The 18,042-nt window shown below is 61.1% G+C and carries 20 protein-coding genes; 4 read left to right on the top strand and 16 right to left on the bottom strand.

Annotated features, from left to right (window positions below):
* From A3728_RS04350 to A3728_RS04320, 8 genes are all read right to left on the bottom strand, one after another.
* Positions 1-1,316 (bottom strand): relaxase/mobilization nuclease domain-containing protein (locus A3728_RS04350; protein WP_150120639.1); only part of this gene is annotated, 1,316 nt, incomplete at its 3' end.
* The gene (locus A3728_RS04345) at positions 1,303-1,884 is read right to left on the bottom strand and encodes a helix-turn-helix domain-containing protein (RefSeq protein ID WP_067920604.1); all 582 of its coding nucleotides are present in this window, start codon (positions 1,882-1,884) and stop codon (positions 1,303-1,305) included. The genes A3728_RS04350 and A3728_RS04345, both read right to left, overlap by 14 nt.
* 564 nt (positions 1,885-2,448) lie before the next feature.
* Positions 2,449-2,655: a hypothetical protein gene (locus A3728_RS04340; RefSeq protein ID WP_007120662.1), complete on the bottom strand. Its 207-nt coding sequence runs from the start codon at positions 2,653-2,655 to the stop codon at positions 2,449-2,451.
* Between the two features lie 538 nt (positions 2,656-3,193).
* Positions 3,194-4,123, bottom strand: coding sequence for a DUF2493 domain-containing protein (locus A3728_RS04335; RefSeq protein WP_067920602.1), 930 nt, complete (start codon positions 4,121-4,123; stop codon positions 3,194-3,196).
* A gap of 848 nt (positions 4,124-4,971) precedes the next feature.
* A complete protein-coding gene (locus A3728_RS22185) occupies positions 4,972-5,397 on the bottom strand; it encodes a DUF6527 family protein (RefSeq protein WP_082851009.1) in 426 nt (141 codons plus the stop codon).
* Complete coding sequence (locus tag A3728_RS04330; protein WP_067920600.1) at positions 5,378-6,571, bottom strand: ThiF family adenylyltransferase; 1,194 nt, start codon at positions 6,569-6,571, stop codon at positions 5,378-5,380. The genes A3728_RS22185 and A3728_RS04330 overlap by 20 nt, the downstream gene beginning before the upstream one ends.
* Positions 6,546-6,812, bottom strand: a complete 267-nt coding sequence (locus A3728_RS04325; RefSeq protein ID WP_067920598.1) for a multiubiquitin domain-containing protein — start codon at positions 6,810-6,812, stop codon at positions 6,546-6,548. The genes A3728_RS04330 and A3728_RS04325 overlap by 26 nt, the downstream gene beginning before the upstream one ends.
* A gap of 17 nt (positions 6,813-6,829) precedes the next feature.
* Complete coding sequence (locus tag A3728_RS04320; RefSeq protein ID WP_067920596.1) at positions 6,830-7,063, bottom strand: DUF2188 domain-containing protein; 234 nt, start codon at positions 7,061-7,063, stop codon at positions 6,830-6,832.
* A gap of 141 nt (positions 7,064-7,204) precedes the next feature.
* On the opposite strand from A3728_RS04320, the gene A3728_RS04315 reads away from it, so the two are divergent.
* The 4 genes from A3728_RS04315 to A3728_RS04300 all read left to right on the top strand — a co-directional run bounded on the left by A3728_RS04315 (position 7,205) and on the right by A3728_RS04300 (position 10,395).
* A complete protein-coding gene (locus A3728_RS04315) occupies positions 7,205-7,528 on the top strand; it encodes a helix-turn-helix domain-containing protein (RefSeq protein WP_067920594.1) in 324 nt (107 codons plus the stop codon).
* Complete coding sequence (locus tag A3728_RS04310) at positions 7,525-8,436, top strand: ImmA/IrrE family metallo-endopeptidase (protein WP_067920606.1); 912 nt, start codon at positions 7,525-7,527, stop codon at positions 8,434-8,436. The genes A3728_RS04315 and A3728_RS04310 overlap by 4 nt, the downstream gene beginning before the upstream one ends.
* A gap of 143 nt (positions 8,437-8,579) precedes the next feature.
* A complete protein-coding gene (locus tag A3728_RS04305) occupies positions 8,580-9,170 on the top strand; it encodes a helix-turn-helix domain-containing protein (protein WP_067920593.1) in 591 nt (196 codons plus the stop codon).
* Positions 9,163-10,395: a type II toxin-antitoxin system HipA family toxin gene (locus A3728_RS04300; protein WP_067920591.1), complete on the top strand. Its 1,233-nt coding sequence runs from the start codon at positions 9,163-9,165 to the stop codon at positions 10,393-10,395. The genes A3728_RS04305 and A3728_RS04300 overlap by 8 nt, the downstream gene beginning before the upstream one ends.
* 502 nt (positions 10,396-10,897) lie before the next feature.
* Here the strand turns inward: A3728_RS04300 and A3728_RS04295 are convergent.
* The 8 genes from A3728_RS04295 to A3728_RS04265 all read right to left on the bottom strand — a co-directional run.
* A complete protein-coding gene (locus A3728_RS04295; protein ID WP_067920589.1) occupies positions 10,898-11,626 on the bottom strand; it encodes a DUF736 family protein in 729 nt (242 codons plus the stop codon).
* Between the two features lie 124 nt (positions 11,627-11,750).
* The gene (locus A3728_RS04290) at positions 11,751-12,053 is read right to left on the bottom strand and encodes a hypothetical protein (RefSeq protein ID WP_067920587.1); all 303 of its coding nucleotides are present in this window, start codon (positions 12,051-12,053) and stop codon (positions 11,751-11,753) included.
* Positions 12,054-12,153: 100 nt separating this feature from the next.
* Positions 12,154-12,615 carry a DUF6915 family protein gene (locus A3728_RS04285; protein ID WP_067920585.1) on the bottom strand — a complete coding sequence of 154 codons (462 nt, stop codon included), beginning with the start codon at positions 12,613-12,615 and terminating at the stop codon, positions 12,154-12,156.
* A 1-nt stretch (position 12,616) separates the two neighbouring features.
* Positions 12,617-13,003, bottom strand: a complete 387-nt coding sequence (locus tag A3728_RS04280; RefSeq protein WP_067920583.1) for a DUF6878 family protein — start codon at positions 13,001-13,003, stop codon at positions 12,617-12,619.
* Positions 13,004-13,125: 122 nt separating this feature from the next.
* Positions 13,126-17,388: a strawberry notch family protein gene (locus tag A3728_RS04275; protein WP_067920581.1), complete on the bottom strand. Its 4,263-nt coding sequence runs from the start codon at positions 17,386-17,388 to the stop codon at positions 13,126-13,128.
* Between the two features lie 102 nt (positions 17,389-17,490).
* Entirely contained in the window at positions 17,491-17,643 is a 153-nt protein-coding gene (locus A3728_RS04270) for an antitoxin PaaA2 family protein (protein ID WP_009820264.1), read from the bottom strand.
* A complete protein-coding gene (locus A3728_RS23390; protein WP_201722222.1) occupies positions 17,633-17,797 on the bottom strand; it encodes a hypothetical protein in 165 nt (54 codons plus the stop codon). The genes A3728_RS04270 and A3728_RS23390 overlap by 11 nt, the downstream gene beginning before the upstream one ends.
* 94 nt (positions 17,798-17,891) lie before the next feature.
* On the bottom strand, positions 17,892-18,042 hold a 151-nt coding region (locus tag A3728_RS04265), incomplete at its 5' end, for a type II toxin-antitoxin system YhaV family toxin (protein WP_150120638.1).

Below are 18,042 nucleotides of genomic sequence, written 5' to 3'. Positions count from 1 at the left end.
AGGTTCCGCGCCTCGGCCACTTTGGAGAGATCATTGGCGATCCATTGATGTTCGAGCGCTGCATTTGACGCGCCCGTCTCGATCCGGGCCACCACTTCCGATGTGCTGATCCCTGTGCCCCGTAGTGCCGCGTCAATGCGCGATCTCAGGTCGGGCTCGGCCAGTCGCTCGCGCTGGCTGGCGTCGATATTGGCTTCGGAATAGATCCCGCCCTCCGAGGGGGTCTCTGACAGCGTGGATGATCGCAGCCCCAAGGGCTGCATGTGCTGGACCTGCGTCTGGATCTCGATGAGGCGCTTTTCCAGCATGGGACGTTCCGCGTCAGACTTCTCGGCGATCATGCCCTGCACTCGCGCGAGCTTTTCCGCATAGAGGCTTCTGAGATCCTCGAAGCTTTGATCCTCAGCCATATACACATCTCCTGTTCGGTCCATCTGTCCGCCATGCGCCAGCACCTCGCCCGCGCGGAAGAGTGCCGCGGCAATATTCTCGCGGGCTTCACGCGAAGCCTCCGCGGCAAGCGAATGGTAGACGGTTCTGGTGTTGGCGATCTCCGCCAGCGTCCGGGTCAAGTCGGCCCCCACACGTTCGCGCTCGCGGGGCGCGCGACCCTCTTCTTTCGCGGCGTAGATCTCGCTGGTCCGGGCCGGGTAATGCACGACGCCGCGCTCCACCCGCCGCGTGGCTTCCAGCCGCACGCCGTACTTCTCGGCCTCCTCGACCATGGCGAGCCGGAAGTCGTCATAGTTGAAGCGATGGTTGCGCCCCAGAAAGAAGAACTCGCCTTCCTGCGAGCGACGGTTCAGCACCAGATGCGCATGCGGGTGATCGCGGTCTTCATGCACTGCGATGATGTAGTCGAAATGCCCCTCGTCGGTCTGGAAAAACCGCTCCGCCACATCAGTCGCGATGTCGCGCACATCCTCCCCGCGCGTGCCGATGGGGAAGGACATGAGCATGTGGGTGGTCTGCCCAAGCTTGGGCTTGAAGCCCGCATCCCACCGCTTGGCAAAGCGCTCGGTCAGATCCTTGATGTCACCCGCCTCGAGCTTCGTCTTGCCATCCAAGAACCCGCTACTGTCCACGATATGGGTGGACTTGGTGGTGAGGTAATCGAGCTGGTTTGCGAGCTGCGATTTGGTATGCGTTCCCCCGCCCCGGATCGCCTTGAAGACCGCTGGCCGGTGGCCTGCTGCCGCGCGCACAAGCTGGGTCTGCTTGGCCACGTGCAGCCCCTGCATTGAGCCCCGGACGCGGCTCCAGCCATCCCGAAACACCTCGCCCGTGACGGCATGGACGGCATCATTCAGCTGCATGCGCAAACTCCCTCAGCGCGGCCGTGGCCTGCAGCTGCATCGCATCCCGACGGCGGCGCAGGAGCAGGTCGATCTCGTCAGCGGAATCCAGGATGAACCGCGCCAGCCCGCGCATCTGTGCGAGGCGCAATTCGGTGAACTCCGAGCCGGCCCCCTGCCCTTGCCGATTGGCCTGCGTCATCTGTTTGGCGATCTGCGCGACCCCATTGCCGACCTCGTGCAGCGAGGCGCGGTAGCGCGCCATCTCAGCTGCCATCTGCGCGTCCGGAACGAACACCCCGCCTGCCGCCTGAATGAGCCGCCGCAGCCCCTCGGCCCGGCTTTCGATCCCCGCCTTCGCCAGCACCGCGTCGAGCGCCTCAAGCTCCGCAGCCGTGACCTTCACACTGACCGCTGAGACCGGAATTGCGGCATCCGTCTGGCGCTCGGCATCGGCTTTCAAGACGTAGCGCACGGCGCGCGATGTAACACCGAACCGCGCAGCCAGCTCGGACGTCGACACACCCTCCGCGGCCTCGCGGACGATCTGCATCTTCTCGATCTCTGTCAGGCGTTTTGTTCGGGACATGCGGAAGAAAGACCCCCTATTTCCTGCCACCTTCCACCAAGGCCGCCCCTACCTTACGATAATATACCGTGATGTCAATTATATACTTACGTTGCATTCAGTCTCAGGCAGCCTTGGTGTCCGCTTCACGCCGCGGCCCGCAGGGACGCGGCTCTGCCGCCCTCACCACCGGGCGACCCACCTGTCCTAGGGGTCCCGTCCACCAGCCCCGCCCGAGGGTCTGGCCGAACACGCTTGTGTTCGGACGGAACCGCGGGCGGGCGCAAACCCCACCGACAGGGCGGATAGGCAGGGTCAAGGAGGGCCAGATTTGGGTCCCCAAATCTCTGCCGCAAAAACCGGGAGGCCAAGGCCTGCCGGTTTTTGTGGATGGCCCCCTTGAGGCTGACTGGCCGGTCTGTCGCGGCCTGATCATTCCGGGCGGCGATCGTCCTTTGAGCGCGCGGCTACCGGCACCAAGAGGAGGTCGCTGTAGGCGATCACCCGCGCCGGTGACGGCATACCTGGAACAGGGATCGGGCCGCCCCAAGATCGTCCTGGGGCGGCCCATCCTCGTCAGAGGACTTAGTCCTGGGGATCTTTAGCGCTCGGAGGGAACATCACCAGCTCCGAGACCGCGACCGGGAAGTCGAGCTTGAGGCTGAAGAACTCCGATCCATCCCCGTTGCGGGTGTTGCGGAACATCGCGCCCACGCGCTGAAAACGGGTGCGCTCCTGGCCATCGGTATCGGTGAACTTGACGGGGACGGTGGCGACGTAGTGGTTGGTCATTTGGGTTACTCCTTGTTGCGATGGGGATCACCCGGCACGGGGGCAAGAGGCCCGGTCGCAAGCGCAAATGCGGAGGGTCCGCGGCTTCGCCGTGGAAGCCGTATTTGTGCTTGCCGAAGCGTGAGCTGAGGGCACGATTGGGCCGACCCCGTGCGATCCACATCTATGAGCAAAAAGGAGAGCCCGGATGAGCCTTGCCATCACGCAGCCGCCACCATCCGCGTTCGCGTCACGCCGAGCCTGGCCGGGGTGCTGACGGAGCCCGCCCGCGTGGATGCGACGGTCCGAAACACCACCCGAGGGACGCGCAAGTCTTCAGCCTCAAGTGCGACGTCTCGACCCCTCGCGTCTTGCCCCGCTGACGATGTGCGTGAGGTGCGCACCATCCCCAGCCCGTACCGATGCGGATGGGCCGCACGCTGACGGACCGGGTAGAGGGATAACGGTGCTGGCCGCCGCAGACTGCCGATCACGCATGACCAATCGCACGCGCCATGAGACATGACGAAAGGGCCGCGCCAAGCGCGACCCCCTCTCTTCACTCCTGCGACGCATTCTTCACCGGGTCCGCAACCCGCATGACCGTCAGGCCTTTCGCTTCCGCTTTCTGCCCGAGGTTCAGCGCGACCCCGTTGCCGCCGAAGAGTACAACCCCCGTCGCCGCGAACTTGTCGTCCAGCATTTCGTCGTTGCACTTGAACGGTGCCGCCCGCCCATGCGCGGACCAGCGCGGATCGAAGCGCGCTTGTGCGACCCCGCGTGCCCGGGCCCACCGAGCCGCAATCATCTCCGCCCCGTGCTTGCCACCCTTGTGGCAGAGGAAGATCTCCTGGTTGCGGTTCTGTTTGATCCGTTCGCGAACCTTGTCGAGCGTGTTGAAGATCACATCGACATCGGTCCAGTCGGTGGCGCCTGAGACGATCAGGGGCACCCCCTCGACTTTCGACTTCTCGGCGGTTTCGCGGTCGTGCTGCTCGAGGAGCTGCCGCGCCTCGAAGACCGCCCCGGTCTCTTGCGCCCGGACGCTCGCGCGCGACCCGGCTGCCGGGATGAAGGCGTGACCGGTCTCAATCTCGTAGCATTCCGCAGCCGCCTCGCTCAACACTTCGATGGCGCTGACAATCTCGCGCAGCTGCACAAAGCGCGCCTGCGCCTCTTCGAGCGCGGTCTCGGCGATCTCCGATCCGTCGTGGGATTTTGCCAGCGCGCCGATCTTGTCGGCGGTGCGGTCGACCTCCTTGCCGAGCGCCACCTTGCGCCGCTGCAGGATCGTGGCGAGCCCATGGGCCAGCGGTTCGATTTCTGCTTCAAGCCCGGTCCCGCGGAGCTGCCCGAGCAAAGCCTCGAAGCTCTCGCGGATGATGTGGTCGGTCAGGATGTGATCTTCCGGGATCGGGAGCTGTGCGTCTTTCTCGGTCAGCCCGAAAAGCTCGATGGTCTCGTAGGTGTTCGCATTGTCGTAAGCCATGTCTGGTCTCCAGTGTTCGGTTCCAAGGCCACCACGTGAGTGTGGGGGCATGGCCGAATGCCTGGTTTCCGAATCTGCCCGGGTCAGGGACGGCGCAGCCGCCGGCTTGCCGGGCGCAAAAGTTTTCCGCGCACGGCACCCGACACATGCGCGCGCTCGCGCATGGCACCGCCCCAAGCCACCGGCTCCGCCCTCGCCGAAAAGTTTTGCGATCCTTGACGCGGGCTGATTTGGGGGCCATCCGGAGGATATGCTTCCGCACTCATGTGTGTGTGTTTTGACGGTAGGTTTGCCCGACCCGAGCAGGCAAACGGCCCGACCGGACGCGGAAGACGGATGAAGCGGCGGGATCGTTTTGGCCTCGGGCCAAAACAGACCAGAGCGCAATCCGGCGGAGCGGCCAGGAAGGGACGTGCTCGCGAGGCGGGCAAACCGGGGGCCTGGGTGCGACGCCGCGGTGAGGCCGCATGGCCGAATGCGCGACGGACCGAAGGGCCGTTCTCCCCTGCGACACGCGAAGCCGAGCAGGGGAGGCCGCAAGGCTGGGACTCAGGTCGATGTGCAGGCGTTAACGCTGCCGACTATACGAGTGTGTTTTCGCCAGCATTCGACGTGATGGGCGGGAGCCAGTCATTCGCAGCGCCTTGGACGAACGGCAGCGATGCGCAGGAAGTGGACTTCGCAAAGTTGCGGGTTTTGGCGGCGGGTGGGGATACATATGCTGCATGCGCATCTGGATAAACCGTCTTTCGCCATAGATGCAGCCGCCACACATCATCGAGCGGAAGGGATTCGGGACAAGGACAAAACCGCTCTCGCGGTAAGGGTATCGGCGTCGGAACTAATCATTACTTGCCGCTTAGCCACAGCCGGAAACGTTGCCAAAGACCTTGTCGCGCATCCGCATTCGCCCTTGCTGCGGGGGCTTCCGGCGCATCGTAATAGCGACCTTTGGCGCGACGGTCGTGAGCCCGTCCTGCTGCAATCTGTTCATCGCTCATATCGCCTGCCCATCGGATATTGCTGTGCTTGATCCAGTAATGCGATCGGCAGGGAAAACTCCAGTTTCCGATGGATGGCGAGAGCGACACAGATACACCGTCATAACCCATCTTCCAATCCGTCGGGCTTAAAGGCGTGACCACTTCGCGGCCGCAGCCACAGGCGCATTTATGAACGGCCGTCGCGTAATCCATGGCAAGATAAAGAACGCCTTCCTCAGTCCTCTCGGGGATCGCATCTACAAATTTATGGTTAATTTTCTTTATCGTCATCGAGCCTGTCCATGTTGTTTATCATGTTGCCGTCAATCGTGTAGTTGCTGGAATGCTCGCCCTCAAAATCGGCATAAAATCCAACCAGTTTCTTCCATCTGAGTACCGCGAGCGTTGCGTTCAGAGCGTTCAGGTCAGCGACTTGGATGTTGGTGGCGTAAGCTTCATCGATCTCTGCTTCGCCCATGCCCACGCGGCGGCGTAGCGGTTCGCGCCGCTCAGCTGTGCTCAGCGTCACCCGCAGCACGCCGACCAAGGCATCGTCGCCCATCTCGATGCCCATACCAACATCGATGAAGGGGATGCCCTGTTCTTCGAGGCGTTCGACTGCCGGGCGTTTGGCGATGCCGGAGTCAACGCACACAAAGACGAAATCCATCTCGTCTAAAAGGTCCGCGTTGGAGGCGTCGAGATAGACCGGGTAAGGGACGATCCCCTTGCGCATGGGTGCATAAAGCGCTGAGAAGTAATCGACCTTTTTGTTTCGACCGCGCAGTGTTTCGATGCTGGGCGCGCCAGGGCTCCGGAACGCGTTGTGCTGCAGGAAATCATCCCCATCGATGAGATGCAGCTCGCGGATCGGGGTCTTGGCGAGCAGATCGAGAACGTAAGAGCCGGTCCCACCAAGGCCGACAATTGCGACCTTGTTCATTGCCAGCTTTTCGGAGAGACCGCCGATTCCGGCCCGTGTCGAGGCTGTGTCTTGGTAGTTGAATACCGGATCAGGTTCATCGGAGTTTGCAACGACGTAGGTGCGCGCATCTGCCGTCGGATCGATTTTCCGCGCGGACGAAGCGATCATCTCTACATAGGTAGCCATCTTGTGTTCATAGTCGCGGTAGCCTTCTTTCGGCTTGGCCGAAAACATGTGGTCTACCGTGATGTCTTTGCCGAGGGTCTGGCGTCTGCTGGAATGCCTGATGCTTTCGAGCGTTTTGCCGTCCGGATCGCAAGGATGTTCGCCCACGAAGTACGCCTTGTGGTCGCTCGGCGTCATCGTTTCGCCCCCGTTCATCTGCAGAACAGAAACGAGGGTGCCAAGCTTTACCTCGCGATTGGCGTTCACGTAGGGCACGTTGGAAATCACGAGGTGGCCATTCTTTACGGCCACCTCGTATCCGCCCTCTTCGAGGGCCTTGAGATCGGCGTTACGACTTATCAGTTGCCGTGACATTGAAGATCATGCCCTCCTTCAGCTTCACGGTATCGCCCTCATCCAGCGTGCCTTCTGGCTTGTTGCCTTGACCGCGCCGGTAAGTGATCGTGAAGCAGATCATCTCGCCGGTGGGCGGGTTCTCATAGGCGAGGGCGATCAGATCGTTCTCACCAAGCTCGGTCGTTGTCACCGTCTTCTCGCGACCGTTAACGACAATCGTATACTCTTTGTCGGGTTTGCCTTTTTCGTCTTTCGCCATGGCTATGTCCTTTCTGTTTAACCTTTGGGCGGGAACGGATCGCCACCGTGGCTATCGCTGCTGGCGATCCGTCCGTCGCGGTTGTGGATGCGCAGTTCGCTTTGTTGGTTGCGGCTGATTTCACGTCCGAGATCAACAGCGTCCTGCTTCGTTTCATGGTGGCTGCTGGCGCGGGATGCGCCGCCACGCTTGACATCCCATCCGCCTGCCGGATTCGGCACGACGTGATGGGTCTTCGGTCCCTTACTCATGTTTCTCATACCTCCGGTTCGTTAGGGATGCAGGCACAAAAAGTACGCCCACTCCGAACATCATATATTTGTTGAAAGTCAGAAGTCAAGCACGTAAAGTATGTCTTTACCGAACAAGAAGATCGATGGGGAGGCCGCCACATGACCAACAGCCTGGGAGAGAAGATTCGCCGCTTACGAAAGGAGCAGAAGCTAACGCTCGACAAACTCGCCGAACTCTCCGGCTCCAGCAAAAGCTACATTTGGGAGCTGGAGAACAAGAATCCGCCGCGACCATCTGCGGAAAAGCTGACTAAGATCGCTGAAGTTCTTGGCGTCACGATTGAATACCTGCTCGACGAAAAGCAGGCGATATCAGAAGAGGATGCAGTCGATGTGCAGTTCTATCGCGAATACCGGCACATGGATGCCGACACCAAAGAAAAAATCCGCGAGATGGTAAAGCTATGGGGGAAGCCCGGATGAGCAAGCCAAAGTCGCCACAACGATGGGCATACGATCTGACCATCATCCTGAACACCTTGGGTGGCGACGACCGTTTTCCGGTAAACGTTGGAGCGCTTGCCTACGATTTTTCCAAGCAGCGCTTTCCTGACGATCCGATAAGTCTTGTGCAGGGCGCCCCGCTGAAAGGGTTCGAGGGCGCCTTGATGAAGGCGCCGCCCGGCGAAAAAGGCTGGGGCATTTTCTACAATTCCGACACAGCGTCGCCGGGACGTGTCAACTTTACGCTCGCCCATGAGTTCGGGCACTACCTCCTGCACAGACAGGATCATCCTGACGGTATCCATTGCAGTACCGAGGATATGGAACGCTGGGACAGCAAGTACCGGCAGATCGAGAAAGAGGCGAACGAGTTTGCCGCAAATCTACTCATGCCGTTGGATGACTTCCGCGCGCAGATCGCCCCGAAATCCCAGCCTGACCTGGAAGCTTTGGGAGAGTGCGCTGATCGCTACGGCGTATCCCTGATCGCAGCGACGCTGCGCTGGCTGCAGTACACCGAGCGCCGTGCAGTTCTTGTGAAGTCTATCGACGGCTTCATTCATTGGGGGTGGTCGAGTGGTCGCGCCTTGCGCACGGGCGCTTATTTCAAAACGTCCGGCCGACCACCAATCGAGATACCGGCAGCTGCGATTCCGGCAACGGATGCAGAGCTGATTAGACGAAAGGCAACGCGAGAGCATGAGGCGGGCGTCTGGTTCAAAGAGCCCTGCACCGAGCATGCTCTGGTCTCCGAAGTCCACGACTTTGCGCTTTCCCTTATCCATCTTGGGGATGCACCATCACGCTTCGAACTTTCCGAAGAGGCCGAGGAAGACACATACGACCGTATGATGAGCCGCACGCCCGGCTCCTCTTGGCTGAGCTAGAAGCGCCCCAATGACTGATATATTAAAGTAGATCTCAAATAGAGAATGATCTATAAAAGCAGATCATACCTTGAAATTGCAAGTCTTACATGATACATTTAAGTAGATCAGGCGCTTAGCTTGATGTGTAGGATTATATCAAAATGAGCTATGAGAGCGAGAAACTGGCAGCGACACTGAAGGCTGCGCGCGAGAAGAAGGGGCTTAGCCAGCGCGCGCTAAGCGCCCGTGCAGGCGTGCCGCAGTCGCACATCTCCAAGATCGAGAGCGGCGCTGTGAACCTGACGGTCTCAAGTCTGACCGCCATCGCAAACGCTCTTGGTCTGGAGCTGGCGCTCGTGCCGCGCAAGGCCGCACCCGCCGTCAGAACGATCACTCGCAGCGTAGGCGATGCGCCCAAGGCAACGCCCGAAACGCGCAAGGAGTTTACGCAGCTGGCCAAGCAGCTTGAGCACATCCAGTCACTCAAGATCGACAATTCAGCCATCCAGAATTTGCAGCGACAGTTTCGGGAGCTGCGCCAGTTCGAAAATCTTATCCGGAACACTGACACATTGCGCAGCATCCGCGAGGCGCTCAAAACCGTGGATAACACGGGCGGCCTTAAAACCCTGCAAGACGCGTCCAAGCAGATGAACAGTTTCCGCAACGCCCTCGCACACGGCATGGCCGATGAGGATCGAGCGCGCCCGCCGCGTCCCGCTTACCGCCTAGATGGAGATAACGATGAGTAGTGTCTCCGTCCTTAACGTCAATCTGTATGGCGCGCCCATCGGCACGCTCACCAATCTCGGGGGTGATCGCACCATCTTTGCCTTCACCGACGAGTATATTGCCGACCCAGACAGGGCGACCCTTGGTCTTGCCTTCAAGGATGAATTCGGGGAGCTCTATACGGAGTTTCGTCCGTATCAGAAACGCGTCATGCCCTTCTTCTCGAACCTTCTGCCCGAAGGGCACTTGCGCAAATACCTGGCGGAACAGGCAGGCGTGAATCCCGAACGTGAATTCTATCTGCTCTGGGCGCTTGGTCATGACCTGCCCGGCGCGATCACGATCACCCCGGCCGATGGTGAAGCCTGGCCGCCGGATGCTGCCGATGGAGCGGACGACCAAAGTGATGATCGCCGCGAGAACGCGCTGCGGTTTTCGCTGGCTGGCGTGCAGCTCAAGTTTTCAGCAGTGATGGGAGCAACTGGCGGCCTGACCATTCCCGCTTCCGGCGTTGGGGGTTCCTGGATCGTCAAGCTCCCCTCACGGGAATTCGCAGGCGTCCCCGAAAATGAATTCTCGATGATGAAGCTGGCGGGCCTGGTCGGGATGAACGTGCCTGCCATCGATCTCGTGGGGATCGATGCGATCAAGAACCTGCCCGTAGGCATCGATAAGATCGGCAAGCATGCCTTTGTGGTCGAGCGCTTTGATCGGCTATCCGACGGGTCGCGCGTGCACATTGAGGATTTTGCGCAGGTCTATGGGCTCTATCCTGAAGACAAGTACGGCAATGGCACATTCCGGAACATTGCCCAGGTGATCGCCGCCGAAGGTAATGATGCAGACATCATCGAATATGTCCGGCGTCTGACCTTCAATATGCTGATCGGCAATGCCGACATGCATATGAAGAACTGGTCGTTAATCTATCCGGACCGGCGGTATGTCTCGCTGGCACCAGCTTATGATTTTGTGGCGACTGTGCCCTACATTCCGGGTGATGCGACGAACATGAAGATTAGTCGTGCTAAGGTGTTTTCGGCGTTCTCGGTGGATGAGCTGGAGCACCTTGCCGTCAAAGCTGCCATTCCGAAGAAGATGGCGATCGACGCTGCCAAGGAGACCGTTCAGCTTTTCAGAGACCATTGGAAGGTGGAAGCGGCAAACCTACCGATGAGCGATGAGGTCAGGTCAGCTGTTGAAACCCACATGAAGACAGTGCCCATCCTGGAAGAGCTTTCATAGGGCAAGTTGTTCCTGACTGACCATCAAAGCAGGGCGACAAGTGCGCCTGTATGTCCCCAGTTTTTTTGGCACTCTCAAACAAGTCGCCTGATCGTCTTTTGATCTTTGCCTCGTTCCAGCTGTCTTGTTCGCAAAGGCGCTTGTTCAGAAAGAGAAAGGCTGAGTTTGCAAAGATCGCTATCTGCGCTTCGCTGCCCTTGGTGCTTGCCGCAGCATCAGCCAGGGCAGCCACCGCCTGCTGAATGGCAGCTTTCGGGAAAAATGGTCCAAATAGTTCGCACTCGCAGCGGAGCAGTCAATGCGCCTGATGCGTAGGTCGTGGTTGGGCTGACACCGGCCATCCGTCGCGCTAAGCTCGAACGCCGACTCTGGGCCTACTCCGACACCTAACCTTAGCATAATTTCCTTCGCGCCATCTCTAAACCATACCAGCGCAGAAAAAGGGGAACCGTGATCCCACGGTTTCCCTTTGGGTTCAGATCGTCTCCCCCTCGCGCGCCGATTAGGCGACCAAGGAGAGCCCCACGCCCGCGTCCTGCGGCTGCTCACCGCTGTCGATGAACGGGATGATCGAGAAAGTCTGCCCGCCGCGCTGCTCTTCGTTCTGTACGGCGTTGACGCGCAGGTCGCCATCAGGCGTGTTGATCAGCAGGGACAGGTAGTCATTGCCCGTGCGGCTGCTTTTCGCCATCCACGCCGAGCCGACGCGGATCGGTGTGCCCCGGGGCGAGCTGACCTCGATCCGGTAATCGGGGTGGGTTTCCTCGGATTTGTAGCTGTTCTCGATCAGCATGAACTCCAGATCGAACATCATGTTGGCGATGTAGCCGGTGAAGGCGTTGTCGGCGTCCATGGCGGTGAGCTCCCCCGAGATCGAGCCGGATTTCATCAGGCCGTTCGAGACCAGCGGGATGATCTCAAACTCGCCGCTCTGGGCCGCGCGCGCCTCTTTCGTCTGCACCGCGTTGACCCGGAACGGACCCAAGCCGACATCGATCTGCATCGAGATGTAGGGGTTGCCGCTGGTATTGCCGGTCTCGTTCCAGGCCGTGCCGATGCGCACTTTGCGGCCTGATTTGTTGACTGCCGTCACGTCAAAATCCGGGCTGCGTTCAGACATCTTGGCCCGCGCCTCCAACTGGATGGCGATGTCAAAGCGCGTCGAATGGATTATGCCGGTGTACTGAACGGCTGCGGTCTCGACATTGCGGGTGAGGGTTCCTGCGAACATGGGATGGTTCCTTTTGGATTGGCCGGTGCCTGACGTTCTTGCCAACGCATCCGGGATTGCTTTCTCGACCCCTTGAGGGATCACAAATCAGAAAGCTTGCTTTCCTTTCAGCCCCGCCCACAGGTCAGAGCTGCCGTCCGAGTGGGAATGCCCCCGCGCCTCCTGGTGTTACGCCCCTCCCCTGCCCGTCTGGTCTTGATTGGCTGCCCGGATTTTCCGCGCCGTCCTCCAATCGCGCGATGAAGAACTCCGCCTCTTTTCCGTTCAACCGGTGCCCGCCCCGGTCGGTCAGACCGATGCAGCTACCATTCGGCACATAGGTGATGAGGTACTGACCAAGCCGGTCCTTGTGGACAATGTAGCCGGTATTGGCCCAATGCACTGTCTGGCCGGCATCGACGGCCGCCTTGATGTCATCGAGTGTCATGGGGTCCTCCTTACGAAGAATGGTGGGGAAACGACGCAAGAAGCCCGGTCGTCCAACCGGGCTTCCATGCAGCATTCGTTTGGCAAACGACCGAGATCTGTCAGGCACCTTGCGTGGCTTGCGTCGCGCGCGCCGCCATCCAATCCTTCAGGCCAAGAACCGTTCTTCCGGCGGCGACCTCGGAGGCCCAGGCAACCCTTGGGTCGCCGCAGGGCTCATCGCCAGAATGCCGGTCGATATGGCCATTGGCCATCCATGGCTCAGGCTGGATCCGTCGCAGCCAGTCCGCCATGCTCGGAATGCGGCCCTGGCAGTCTTCACGGATATGCTGCTCGCCGATCCAGCGCAGGGGAATGTCCCGACCTGCGCTATTGGTCAGGGTCAAGCCGAAGACACGTTCGGCCTCAAAAAGGCCTTGAGCGTGGTGGCGCATGGCTCGGTGCGTGAAGAGCGCGAGGTGCTCTTTCGAGGCGTCAAACCAATCGTGCACAGACTGATAGTCAGATGGCACCCCGCCGAATTTCCGGGCAGAGCTTTCGGCATGATGAAGCGGATGGGCCATCTCACAGCCCCTCGTCATAGCTGTGCGAGCATTCGACATAGCGGTCCGCGTGATCGAGGGTGATGCTGTCTAGTGCTATGTCCCAGGACAGCGTGCCGTAGCCGCCCTCGTTGTTCTCGAACCCCGGGTGATGGTGATAGGCGAGCGACCAGGAGAAGTCGCCAACCTTTGTGGCAAGCGGCTCCGGCAGGTTGACCTCTGCAGGCTGCACCGTCACATCCTCGACATTGCCGGAGTCGCCATAGCCTTCGTATTCGACAGCGACCTCGCTGATGCCAAGCGCACGTAGCTGCGCGAGCAGCTCCACTCTGGATGCCTTCAAGGTGGTTTCGCGCTCTACACGCCACTGAGCCGCCATTGCGGCATAGTCGATCTGGGGATTGGTCATGGGTCTGTCCTCTTATCTGAATTTGGGGGGGCCGGGCCTGGCATTGGTCAGCGCGCGCCCGGAAAGCGCAGATCGGCCAAATCCCGATCCACGCCGCCCGACCGGAAGCTCGCTTTGACTTTTCAGGCGGCTTGTTCTGACGTCATGCTGGCTTCCTGCCCCACGATCCGGGCCAGAATGCTTCCCGTGTCGATCCCGTCCCCATGCGGCAGGAACACCCGTAGCTGGAAGGCAATGATCTCGGTGAAACACCCCATGGCCTTGAGACCTTCAATCATGCCCCGATCCGCACCGCTCAGCTCGAGACGCATCTCGCCTGCGACCCGGCGACGGGTCAGGGTGAGACCCCGGCCCAGATCGACAGGTGCGGTGGTGCCGAGGGCGGCGGTCAGCATCTCCTGCGCTGTTTGCGGGTTGGACACGAGGAAGCGGGCGCGCAGCGCTGCCGCCCCTTCCTCGCTCAGCGTGCGCCCGATCATCGCCGTCGCCCCGTCAGGCGTGACCCGGTAGATGCGTTCATTGGTGGTCGGAATGTCCTTCCAGATCGGCAACAAGAGCCCGGTCAGCAGGTAGAGCTTGGTTGTGGTGGTTTTTGGCAGGGATGCAGCCTCGGCATCCCAAAGCTTTGCAAACTCGGGCCTTTCGATGTCTTCCCAGGCCGAAGACGTGAACCGCGCCTCCTCCAGGTAGCTCGACCCGTTTGGCCGCACAACCTTGCGCATCAGCGTGACGATGTCTTCGTCATACATCTGCATCGGGCGTGCCGAGATGAGCGCCGCGCGACCGGAGGCGCGATTGACCATCGGCAGCTTGTCCGGATTGCGCGATATGGCCTCTTCAGCGCCCAAGACATGGACCGGGTCCGTCACCTCGAGCCCGATGATCCGCGTCACGGCGCCGGATTTCGGGCAGGTCCAGAGATCCTCTGTGGAGACCTGCTCGATCTTTTCGCCGCGCAGGGTTTCCACGCCGAGATCGAGCGTGCCTGCCGTGCGCGCGCGTTCGGTCTGATCAGCGATCCGGCGCATGAACTCGCCAAAGAGCGCGTTCTGCATGTGGATGGGCAGGGCCAGAACTCGGTTGAGAAACCGCTGGATCGGCGGCAGCTCCTCAAGGAGCACCCCGTCCTTGTCGATCAGCCGCAGGGCTGTCCAGTCGGTGAAGCTCTCGTAGCTCATCGCCTCAGCGCGCCCGGCGGCAAGATCGGCGAAATACCCACGCAGCGCCGCCCGCGCGATCGGGCTTTCGAGATTGTCCTCCTCCCGGAACATGCCCTGCGAGCCGGTCTCGCGCTGACCCTTGGTCAAGGCCCCCAGCTGGTCGAGGCGTTTGGCTATAGTCGAGGTGAAACGTTTTTCGCCATGCACATCCGAGGTGCAGACCCGGAAGAAGGGCGCGCTGACCTGAGCCGAGCGATGCGTACGCCCGAGCCCCTGGATGGCCGCATCCGCGCGCCAGCCGGGCTCCAGAAGGTAGTGCCGCCGCCGTTTCTGGTTCTTCGCCGTTTGCGCCGCGTGATAGGACCGGCCCGTGCCGCCTGCATCGGAAAAGATCAGGATATTCTTCTCACCATCCATGAAGGCTTGGGTCTCGGAGGAATTGCTGCTGGCGGAGCGCTTCTCGATGAAAAGATGACCATCCTCGGCCTTCAAAGGGCGGACGGACCGCCCCGTGACTTCTGCCACGGCCTCGTCGCCAAAGGCCCAGAGGATCTGATCCAGCGCCGAGGGGATCGGGGCCAGCGGCATCAACTCCATCATGGCCGCATCACGCAGGGCGAGCGCCTCGCGCGAGACAACGAGCGCCCCAGTCTCATCCCGCAACGGTTCCGCCACCATATTGCCGTCGATCTCCACGAGCTTTTGCGCATGAATCGGGAAGGCCTGTTCGAGGTAACCCAGAACGTAATCGCGCGGCGTCAAGGCACCCTCAACGAGTTCATCCTCCGGGTCCATTGTCTCAAGTCGGCGTTTCAGCAGGCTCTCACCTGTCGAGACCACTTGGATGACGCAAGCCTTGCCCGCCGCCAGATCGTCCGCGATTGCGCGGATGATGGTCGGGGCTTTCATGCCCATCAGGAGATGGTTGAAGAAGCGCTGTTTCGTGCTTTCAAACCGGGACTTGGCCGAGGCGCGTGCGGCCGAGGCATTGGTCTCGCCCGAGGCGTCGTTGACGCCAGTCGCGGTCAGCGCGGCCTCGAGATTGTGGTGAATTGTCCGAAACGAGGTCGCGTATGCGTCGTAGATCTCGATCTGGGCCGGGGTGAGCGCGTGTTCGAGCACGTCATACTCCACCCCATCAAAACTGAGGGCACGCGCCGTGTAGAGCCCGAGCGTCTTGAGATCGCGCGCGACCACCTCCATGGCAGCGACACCGCCGGCTTCCATCGCAGAAACGAAGCTCTCGCGGCTTGGGAAGGGGTATTCGGGGCCCTGCCCCCAGGGCCCCAGCCGCGCGGCATAGGCCAGGTTGTGCACGCTCGTGGCACCCGTGGCCGAGATGTAGAAGACGCGAGCGCGGGGTGCTGCCAGTTGCAGCCGCAGGCCAGCAAGGCCCTGCTGGGAGGGTTTGCCCCCCCTAACCTGCTCGGACCCGGCCGCGTTCTGCATGGCATGGGCCTCATCAAAGGCCAGTACGCCTTCAAAGTCTTCGCCCATCCAGTCGAGGATCTGGCTCAGTCGTGTGGTGCCGCATTTGCCCGCGGACCGCAGCGTGGCGTAGGTGACGAAGAGAATACCGTCACCCATAGGGACGGGCTGGTCCGGTTTCCATTTTGAGAGCGGCTGGATGTCGGCAGGCGAGCCGCCGAGATCGGTCCAGTCGCGGATGGCGTCCTCGATGAGCGTGGCGGATTTGGAGACCCAGATCGCCTTTCTGCGACCGGCCAGCCAGTTCACGAGAATGAGCCCCGCGCATTCGCGCCCCTTGCCGCAACCGGTGCCGTCGCCGAGGAAATAGCCAAGGCGATAGGCACGTGCATCCGGGTCATCATCGGCGCGCGTCAGCTTGGTCTGGTCGTCATCGATCGCGAACCGACCCGGCAGGTCGCGCCGATGGGCGTCATGCGCCATGATGATGGTTTCCAGCTGCGCCTCGGAGAGATGTCCCTCCTCGATCAACCGTGCGGGCAGGCGCAAGTCATCACGGCCCGTATTTGAGGGCATGGGCGGGGCAACCGAGGCCATGGCGATGCTTTCAACGAGCGGCGTGGGATGTTCCTGCGCATCCGCAATCTCGATCCGTTGCGGACGGTAGCGCGCATAGATGTCCGAGATGGGCATGTTGTTGCGCGGGGTCTGAAGGCTCGTGAAGCTGAGCGGACGGACGGCATTGGCCCTGGCTGTGGGGGCGGTGATAACACCGGCAGCGGTCTTGCGCGGGACAGATGATCGAACGGTCGGCCGAGCATGAGGGATCGCTTCAACCCGTTGGGCCGGGCTCATCTCGGTCCGTGTTGCGGCCACGGCATCGACAAATGGAAGGGCTTCATCCAGATCGCACAAAGTGGCGCGGATCATCTCGCCGCCCTCCTGCACCTTGTCGAAGACCATGAGCTGGGTTTCGACAGAGGTGCCGAGCTTGCGGTAGACCTGCCCCGGCATCGTCAGCGCCAATCGTGGCGTCAGGAGACCGCAGGCGCGGGACCAATGCGCGGCATCGCGTTCGGGCGTGAATCCCGGCGGCATGATCGCCACAAGCCGCCCGCCGGGTGCCAGGCGCTTTGCAGCCGCGATGAGATGCTTGGCGGCGATGTGCTTGTCTCGGGAGCGATCGACCGAGGAGGCGAAGGGCGGGTTCATCACCACGACGTCGGGTAGAACCGGCGTCTGTAGGAGATCATCGATATGCTCGCCGTCATGGCCTGTGACCTCGCCGCCGAAAACCGCGCGCAGGAGGCGCTGGCGAAAGGGGTCAATTTCATTGAGCACAAGGGTGGCACCGGCCCGGGCGGCGAAAGCTGCCAGGGCACCGGTGCCAGCCGAGGGCTCCAGCACGGTCTCGCCCTTGCGAACGGCTGCCGCCCGCAAGGCCAGCGCCGCAAATGGCAGCGGCGTGGAAAACTGCTGTAGCCGGATCTGCTGCTCTGACCGGCGGGTTTCCGTCAGCAGCCGTGAGGCAAGCAGCCTTGCAGCGGCGATGTCACCTGCCGCGCCGTCCCCACGCAGCAGCACCTGAACAGCCGCGGCCTGCATCAGGTCATAGGCCATGCGCCAGTCCCAGGCACCGCCGGCATCGCTGCCATGGAACGTCTCGCGCATGATGCGCGCGAGCGCTGAGCTGCGCAGGGGTTGGAGGTCGACCTCCGCGCCGATCTTCGCGAGGACGGAGACGAGGTCAGGGTGGGGGATTGAGAGAGCCGGGTTTGCCGGTTTGGGCTTGGACATGGGGGTTTCCTTTGGATCAGGGTCTGAGTTCCAAAGGACAAAAAGCCCGCTTTCGCTTTTCAGGGTGACGGGGGTCAGACCGCGCTGACCTCCAAGGCTTGGTCAGGACTTGGGTTCGACCTCCCGTTTCGCATCAATCAATGCCTGTGCGGCCTGCATCACCTGAACTTGAGATGTTCCCGTGCATTCCTCCTCCAGCGCGGCCTGCACCTTCGCGCGAAACCACGCGTCATACGAATTGACATCAGCCGCCACGGAAATGCTCCTCGAGCCCGATATCCAGCAGCTTGCCGAGGTCATCGGGCATGTCTGCAACGTGCACAGCAATTGGGAAACGGTGCCCCGTCAGGTCAGGCGCGCATTGCTCCTCTAGCCCGAGGTGCTGCCTATCCTTTTCCGTCTCAATCATTGTGCTTTCTCCGACCGTATTATCAGCCGATGCTACATCTTCCAGCGGGGCGTCGTAAACGATAATGCCAAAGGGTCACGGCAAGCTGGCCCACTTACCGATCGGGCACCGCTTCAAGGGAAGTTTCGAACCGCTTGCCCGCCGCTGCAGCTTCTTTCAAGAGCGCGTCGAAATTGTCAGGTGGATTGCCATCTTCCAACATCCCTTTGAACGTCGCATAGGCATCCGTCTTGCTGCCGTAGGCG

This window comes from Sulfitobacter sp. HI0040 (assembly GCF_001634885.1).
Classification (GTDB): Bacteria; Pseudomonadota; Alphaproteobacteria; order Rhodobacterales; family Rhodobacteraceae; genus Sulfitobacter.
Note: the sequence above shows the minus strand (reverse complement) of the source record. Positions and strands in the feature narration are given on the sequence as shown.

Excerpts from the sequence above, each read along its gene's own strand:
- A3728_RS04275 (WP_067920581.1), bottom strand. The coding sequence starts at position 17,388 with ATGTCCAAGCCCAAACCGGCAAACCCGGCTCTCTCAATCCCCCACCCT.
- A3728_RS04290 (WP_067920587.1), bottom strand. The coding sequence starts at position 12,053 with ATGACACTCGATGACATCAAGGCGGCCGTCGATGCCGGCCAGACAGTG.
- A3728_RS04325 (WP_067920598.1), bottom strand. The coding sequence starts at position 6,812 with ATGGCGAAAGACGAAAAAGGCAAACCCGACAAAGAGTATACGATTGTC.
- A3728_RS04300 (WP_067920591.1), top strand. The coding sequence starts at position 9,163 with ATGAGTAGTGTCTCCGTCCTTAACGTCAATCTGTATGGCGCGCCCATC.
- A3728_RS04285 (WP_067920585.1), bottom strand. The coding sequence starts at position 12,615 with ATGGCCCATCCGCTTCATCATGCCGAAAGCTCTGCCCGGAAATTCGGC.
- A3728_RS04330 (WP_067920600.1), bottom strand. The coding sequence starts at position 6,571 with ATGTCACGGCAACTGATAAGTCGTAACGCCGATCTCAAGGCCCTCGAA.
- A3728_RS04280 (WP_067920583.1), bottom strand. The coding sequence starts at position 13,003 with ATGACCAATCCCCAGATCGACTATGCCGCAATGGCGGCTCAGTGGCGT.
- A3728_RS22185 (WP_082851009.1), bottom strand. The coding sequence starts at position 5,397 with ATGACGATAAAGAAAATTAACCATAAATTTGTAGATGCGATCCCCGAG.
- A3728_RS04345 (WP_067920604.1), bottom strand. The coding sequence starts at position 1,884 with ATGTCCCGAACAAAACGCCTGACAGAGATCGAGAAGATGCAGATCGTC.
- A3728_RS04335 (WP_067920602.1), bottom strand. The coding sequence starts at position 4,123 with ATGGCTTACGACAATGCGAACACCTACGAGACCATCGAGCTTTTCGGG.
- A3728_RS23390 (WP_201722222.1), bottom strand. The coding sequence starts at position 17,797 with ATGATTGAGACGGAAAAGGATAGGCAGCACCTCGGGCTAGAGGAGCAA.
- A3728_RS04315 (WP_067920594.1), top strand. The coding sequence starts at position 7,205 with ATGACCAACAGCCTGGGAGAGAAGATTCGCCGCTTACGAAAGGAGCAG.
- A3728_RS04340 (WP_007120662.1), bottom strand. The coding sequence starts at position 2,655 with ATGACCAACCACTACGTCGCCACCGTCCCCGTCAAGTTCACCGATACC.
- A3728_RS04305 (WP_067920593.1), top strand. The coding sequence starts at position 8,580 with ATGAGCTATGAGAGCGAGAAACTGGCAGCGACACTGAAGGCTGCGCGC.
- A3728_RS04310 (WP_067920606.1), top strand. The coding sequence starts at position 7,525 with ATGAGCAAGCCAAAGTCGCCACAACGATGGGCATACGATCTGACCATC.
- A3728_RS04320 (WP_067920596.1), bottom strand. The coding sequence starts at position 7,063 with ATGAGTAAGGGACCGAAGACCCATCACGTCGTGCCGAATCCGGCAGGC.
- A3728_RS04295 (WP_067920589.1), bottom strand. The coding sequence starts at position 11,626 with ATGTTCGCAGGAACCCTCACCCGCAATGTCGAGACCGCAGCCGTTCAG.